At 64.9% G+C, this 5,129-nt stretch carries 7 protein-coding genes; 4 read left to right on the top strand and 3 right to left on the bottom strand.

The genetic code is table 11. From position 1 onward, the window contains the following. Window positions 1-500: 500 nt before the first annotated feature. A complete protein-coding gene (locus ACLP25_RS12445; protein WP_442469507.1) occupies window positions 501-1,106 on the top strand; it encodes a DUF2939 domain-containing protein in 606 nt (201 codons plus the stop codon). Between the two features lie 23 nt (window positions 1,107-1,129). On the opposite strand, the gene ACLP25_RS12440 is transcribed toward ACLP25_RS12445, so the two are convergent. The 3 genes from ACLP25_RS12440 to ACLP25_RS12430 all read right to left on the bottom strand — a co-directional run bounded on the left by ACLP25_RS12440 (window position 1,130) and on the right by ACLP25_RS12430 (window position 2,854). Further along, complete coding sequence (locus ACLP25_RS12440) at window positions 1,130-1,534, bottom strand: Ivy family c-type lysozyme inhibitor (protein WP_442469506.1); 405 nt, start codon at window positions 1,532-1,534, stop codon at window positions 1,130-1,132. A 74-nt stretch (window positions 1,535-1,608) separates the two neighbouring features. Further along, window positions 1,609-1,845, bottom strand: a complete 237-nt coding sequence (locus ACLP25_RS12435) for an Lrp/AsnC ligand binding domain-containing protein (protein ID WP_442469505.1) — start codon at window positions 1,843-1,845, stop codon at window positions 1,609-1,611. Window positions 1,846-1,849: 4 nt separating this feature from the next. Beyond that, complete coding sequence (locus ACLP25_RS12430; protein ID WP_442469504.1) at window positions 1,850-2,854, bottom strand: hypothetical protein; 1,005 nt, start codon at window positions 2,852-2,854, stop codon at window positions 1,850-1,852. 147 nt (window positions 2,855-3,001) lie between these two features. Between ACLP25_RS12430 and ACLP25_RS12425 the strand changes: the two genes are divergently transcribed. From ACLP25_RS12425 to ACLP25_RS12415, 3 genes are all read left to right on the top strand, one after another. Next, on the top strand, window positions 3,002-3,568 hold the full coding sequence (locus ACLP25_RS12425; protein WP_442469503.1) for a nitroreductase family protein: 567 nt from the start codon (window positions 3,002-3,004) through the stop codon (window positions 3,566-3,568). A gap of 7 nt (window positions 3,569-3,575) precedes the next feature. Next, on the top strand, window positions 3,576-4,196 hold the full coding sequence (locus tag ACLP25_RS12420; RefSeq protein WP_442469502.1) for a flavin reductase family protein: 621 nt from the start codon (window positions 3,576-3,578) through the stop codon (window positions 4,194-4,196). Between the two features lie 508 nt (window positions 4,197-4,704). After that, window positions 4,705-5,129: hypothetical protein (locus tag ACLP25_RS12415; protein ID WP_442469501.1), on the top strand; the 425-nt coding region annotated here is incomplete at its 3' end.

Raw genomic sequence — 5,129 nt, 5'->3', positions numbered from 1 at the left:
GCAAGCGGATCGACGCCGTCCTCAAACGCGACGCGGCCGTTTACCCGGGGACGGGCCGCACTACAAAGGAAATTCGCGCGAAAATTCTTGCGCGAACTCGAGTGTAACGCATTGAAAGGTCACGATTCACCGGTGAATAAGAGGGTCAAATCAAGCGCTGAACGCGTGTCGAACGCGTACCGAATGCATGCCGAACGCGCGCTGAATGACGCCGGATGGCGCTCGAAAGCGCCTCTCCCGCCGACGGCAACCAGGCGACGGGCTCTTCTGGCCTCCCTGGATGCAATCGTCGCCAGAAGCCGTCGACAGGCGGGCGCTTCGACACCCTGCGGATGGCCGCAATGATGGAGCCGGTTTAACCTGAAGACATCATGCTCTAGCCTTCGCGTCGGCCCCGTTCCTCTGCTGTTCAGCAGTCACGGCGACCGGTTCGCTGCGAAGTCCCCCTGAACGTATCCAACGACGGGCGCATCCCCATTCGGGTCGCCTGGGACAAGGTTATGCGAAGATTCCTCCAAACCGTCGTCGTGCTTATCGTCCTGGTCGCGGCCTATTGGGGCTGGGCCCTGGTCGGCGCGGCGGAGCTTGCATCGGTCGCTTCGCAAGGCGACCCGCAGGCGCTGATGCAGCGTATCGATCTGCCGGCGCTGAGGCGTTCCCTCGCCAGTCAGATCGCGCGCGCTTATCTCGAGCAGAACCCGCAATTTCAGAAGATGTTTTTGCTGGAGCAAGATTTCCTGGGCAGCGTGAGCGCGGGGGCGGCCAACGAAGCGCTGACCGGGATTCTGACGCCTGAGAACATCGCCGCGCTCCTGGCCAAAGGCCGCGTCGGCCTAGCCCCGGCCGGCGATTCACGGTTCGATTGGAGAATGCCCCCGTTGAGCGAGGCGTTCCGCGCCGGTCCCTTGCAGGCTCTGATGCACTCGCGTTTTGACGGGCCGCTGAGCTTCGTCGTCGGCGTCGTTAGCCCTCAGGGGCGCTATGGCGTGCATCTGCATCTTTCGGGAACGACATGGCGCCTGTCGGGCCTTGACGTTCCCGGGGAGGTCAGGGCTGAACTCGCGCGCGCGATTGCCGAGAGGGTCAGGCGGTTGAGCAGCCGTTGAGCGTGGCGCCGACCGCGCGCCGCTCACTTCACCGCCTTCGCCATCGCCTCCTGCTCGGCCGGGGAGGGGGCGCCGAAGAAGGCCGGCGTGTTGTCCTTCCCGCCGAGGGCTCCAAAGGCGTGCGAGCCGCCGGAGTCGAACAGGACGACGAATTTATGGCCGTCGCAGTCGGTCGGCTTGCAGACGAACGACAGCTCATAGGGCTTGCCGTCGATGGCGAGAGCGGTGATCTGCCCGGCGACGCCGTCGAAGTTCTTGTTGAACTGGACGAGCCAGTCGGGCGTCGGCTGCACGAGCCTCATCAGCCGGTCCCAGGAGGCGTGATAGGCGGTGCGGCCCTGGAGCGCGTCGAACAAAAACGGCGGGTCGTCGGCGTGGGCTGCGGCGCCGGCGGTGGCGGCGCAGGCGAGGAGGAACGCGAGTCGCATGGCAGTTCGCATAAGCATTCGGCCGCCTGTCGTTGACGAAGGAATCCGGGGTTGAGAATCGCGCTTCGCGGGGTTCAGAACGCCTTGAAGGTGATGATCGTGCGGGTGTCGACGATGCCCGGAATCTTCTGCACCTTCTGGCCGACGAAATGCCCGATGTCGACGTCACGCTCGACGTAGAACTTGGCCAAAATGTCGAACTCGCCCGCGATCGAATAGATCTCCGAGGCGATTTCGGCCTCGGCGAGCGCGCTTGCGACTTCGTAGGTTCGCCCGAGCGCGCATTTGATCTGAACGAAAAAGGTCTGCATCCGGTCAGTCCTGCTCTTTGCCGGCGGCGTTGGGCGCGTCTTGCGGCGCCTCTTGGCCGGTCCCCTGGCTGGTCTCTTGTGCAACGACTTCGACGTCGCGGTCTATACCGGTGTCGACCTGGAATGTCGATTGATAGGTCTTGCCGTCGTGCCGGGCGATCACCGCATATTCGCCCTCGGCCAGCACCAGCGACGGAAACGCTCCGATGAGCTCGCGGATGACGTCGCCACCGGGAGTGAGCACGGTGAAAGTCGTATTAGCCAGCGCCTCGCCGCCGGGCTTGTTGACCAGCTTCACGGTCAGCGTGGCGCAGCGATGGCGCAGCGTCACGTCGGTCAGTTTGCCGGAGGCGACCTTGATGTCGGCGCTGACGATCGAGTTCGACGGAATCGTCGCGGGTGGGGCGGGCGCGGCGGACTTGCCGTTCGGGGACGGAGCCGCCCCTGCGAGAAAACGCCCGCCGACCGTGTCGAGATAGGTGGAGACGACGTGATAATTGCCTTCCGGCAGCCCCACGATGTCGCCGGCCTTGGCCTTGGCGTCGACGAGCTTGCCCTCCGGGTTGCGTCCGACGGGGACGTAAATGGCGAGCGACAGCTTGGACGGATCGATCGCTTGGTCGCCGATCACGCCGCCGATCTTCAGCCCACCCCCGGCGATCGGCAGCCGCTCGGTGCGGACTTCGGGACCGAGGGTCAGGCGCTTGGCCGCGCTCGCAAGCCCGAATGCGGCGTGCACGACGTAGTCGCCGGGGGGCAGGGTGAGGGTTGGCTCGGCAAGGTTCGACTCGACGATGAGCGCGTGCGAGCCGTCCTCCTCGGTCTTGGCCGAAAACACGCGCCAGCGCACGCCGCCCGTCAAAGGAGCAGTCTGACCGTTCAGCACGGCCGACAGTCCGAGTGTCGCCTGACCGTCGGCAGCGGCCGGATCGGCCCACGCGGGCCCGCTCAGCGCCGCCAGCAGCGCCAGGACCGTCGCGCCCGCAAATCTTCGTCCGATCGAACGCATGTCCTCGTCTCGCAGGCCGACGCCCGCCGCTTGCCGCCCGCGCCCCCGGCGGTGCGGGCCTCGTGCCGCCCATTTGAGGCGGTTCGAAGGCGGTGTACAGCGCAGCTGGATGGAGTAAAGCTCCGACCGACCGCGAAGGGGAACCCCATGAACGACACGATCGCCCTGCTGAAGCGCCGCCGCTCCGCGCCGCCCGCCGTCATGACCGGACCTGGTCCGACCGCGGAAGAACTTGAGACCATCCTCGCCGTCGCCTCGCGCGTGCCCGATCATGGCAAGCTCGCACCGTGGCGTTTCGTCGTGTTCGAGGGCGCCGCGCGCGAGCGCGCCGGACGCATCGCTTTGATGATCCGGCTCGAAGACAAGCCAGACCTTGACGACAAGGCGAAGGCGGAGGAATTCGGGCGTTTCGTCCGCGCCCCTCTCGTCGTCGCCGTCGTGTCGCGCGCCGCGCCCCACGCGAAGATCCCCGAATGGGAGCAGGTGTTGTCGGCCGGCGCGGCGTGCATGAACCTGATCGTGGCGGCGCGCGCGCTCGGGTTCACCGCGACCTGGCTCACCGAGTGGTTGGCCTATGATGCGCGCTTCCGCGCCGCGATCGGGCTTGCCGAGCACGAGCGCGTGGCCGGCTTCATCCATATCGGCCGCGCGGCCCCGATCGAGGACCGGCCGCGGCCGCCGCTCGCCGAGATCGTCACGACTTTCCCTGTGTGAGACGTCGATGTTCTACGAGACAGGCAGGCGCGACAAGGCGGCGCTGCCGCACGATCCGTTCAAGGCCATCGTCGCCCCGCGGCCGATCGGGTGGATATCGACCCGCGCCCTCGACGGGCGGATTAATCTCGCCCCGTACAGCTTTTTCAACGGCTTCGGCAGCGCCCCGCCGATCGTCGGCTTTTCCAGCGACGGCGGCGCCAAGGACTCGGCGGCCTTCGCCAGGGAGAGCGGCGAGTTCGTCGCCAATCTGGCGACGCTCGCGCTGCGCGACGCCATGAACGCCACCTCTGCGCCGCTCCCGCGCGGCGAGAACGAGTTTCTCCATGCTGGCCTCACCATGGCCGCTTGCCGCCTCGTCGCTGCACCGCGGGTGAAGGAAAGCCCTGCCTCACTCGAATGCAAGGTCGTCGAGGTCGTCGAGATCCGCGACCGGTCGGGCGCCCGGCCCGGTCATGTCCTCATCCTGGGCGAGGTCGTCGGCTTCCACATCGACGACGCTTTCATCCGCGACGGACGCTTCGACGTCACGCTGGCCAAGCCCCTCGCCCGGTGCGGCTATCAGGACTATTCGGTGGTCGAATCCGTGTTCTCGCTCGCGCGGCCGAAGGGCGGCGGGGACGCTTGAGAGCGACGTCGCTGTCGGCGCCTGCGTTCGCCGATTGACGCGAAGGCGTTCGGCGCGTCACGCGGCGCTCATTCCTGGACCACAGGACCATTCGCGCCGTCGAAGCATGAAGCCTTATTCTCTGGCATTGCCCGCTTCCCACTTCTGACGTTTTCCGGCGCTCTTGTCGGAGCGTGAGTCGCAGCGCGGGCGCTCGAGACATTGCTGTATGTACAAATGCGACCAAGAATAAAGTGCCTAAGGCGTAAGTTACCATTCATAGTTCACAAGGTAAAATGGCGCTTACCGGCTATTGACGGTGTGATTGCCATTCGTATATTCGAGATGGTCGCATAGGGAGCGACCGTTAACGACAAAAATATAACGATGTCGTCACAGGCGGGCGTGATGGTGTGTCCGCGGTGTTCAGCCGTTGTGCGAGATTAGGCCGATGAAATACTCAGTAGAAACGCTTGAGTATTCTGATTTGATAAAGGAGTCTCTGACTGTTCCGAAGTATGATAAATTGTTGCCCGTCAAGCCTATGAAACTGGCAATTCTGGCCGATTGTGCAGTCCAGCAATTGGCGACGCTGCTCAAGACGCTCGCGGCGCGCAACGGCGTGGCGCTCGACGTGTACGAGGGCGGCTACGACAGCATCGACCTCGAGATTTTGAATCCGGAATCGGCCCTGTACAGCTTCGGCCCGCAGTATCTGATTGTGCTCATGTGCGGCGAGAAGCTCAAGAGCCGCCTCTACGACGCCGCCGACCGCAGGTCGTTCGCGGCCGACACGGTCGGGCGGATCGAGAACCTGTGGCGCGCGTTCGGGACGCGGAGCAGCGCGACAATCGTTCAGAGCACCTTTGTGCTGCCATCCGAGCGGGCGTTCGGCAATTACGAACTCAAGGTCGCCGACTCGGTCGGCGCGATCTTCACTGAGATCAACTATCA

The sequence above is a fragment of the Roseiarcus sp. genome (assembly GCF_052145395.1).
Lineage (GTDB): Bacteria > Pseudomonadota > Alphaproteobacteria > Rhizobiales > Beijerinckiaceae > Roseiarcus.
The sequence above is the reverse complement of the archived record's forward strand: the minus strand, read 5'-3'. Positions and strand labels throughout refer to the sequence as shown.

Coding starts and splice junctions, on each gene's coding strand:
- ACLP25_RS12445 (WP_442469507.1), top strand. CDS start 501: ATGCGAAGATTCCTCCAAACCGTCGTCGTGCTTATCGTCCTGGTCGCG.
- ACLP25_RS12440 (WP_442469506.1), bottom strand. CDS start 1,534: ATGCGACTCGCGTTCCTCCTCGCCTGCGCCGCCACCGCCGGCGCCGCA.
- ACLP25_RS12435 (WP_442469505.1), bottom strand. CDS start 1,845: ATGCAGACCTTTTTCGTTCAGATCAAATGCGCGCTCGGGCGAACCTAC.
- ACLP25_RS12430 (WP_442469504.1), bottom strand. CDS start 2,854: ATGCGTTCGATCGGACGAAGATTTGCGGGCGCGACGGTCCTGGCGCTG.
- ACLP25_RS12425 (WP_442469503.1), top strand. CDS start 3,002: ATGAACGACACGATCGCCCTGCTGAAGCGCCGCCGCTCCGCGCCGCCC.
- ACLP25_RS12420 (WP_442469502.1), top strand. CDS start 3,576: ATGTTCTACGAGACAGGCAGGCGCGACAAGGCGGCGCTGCCGCACGAT.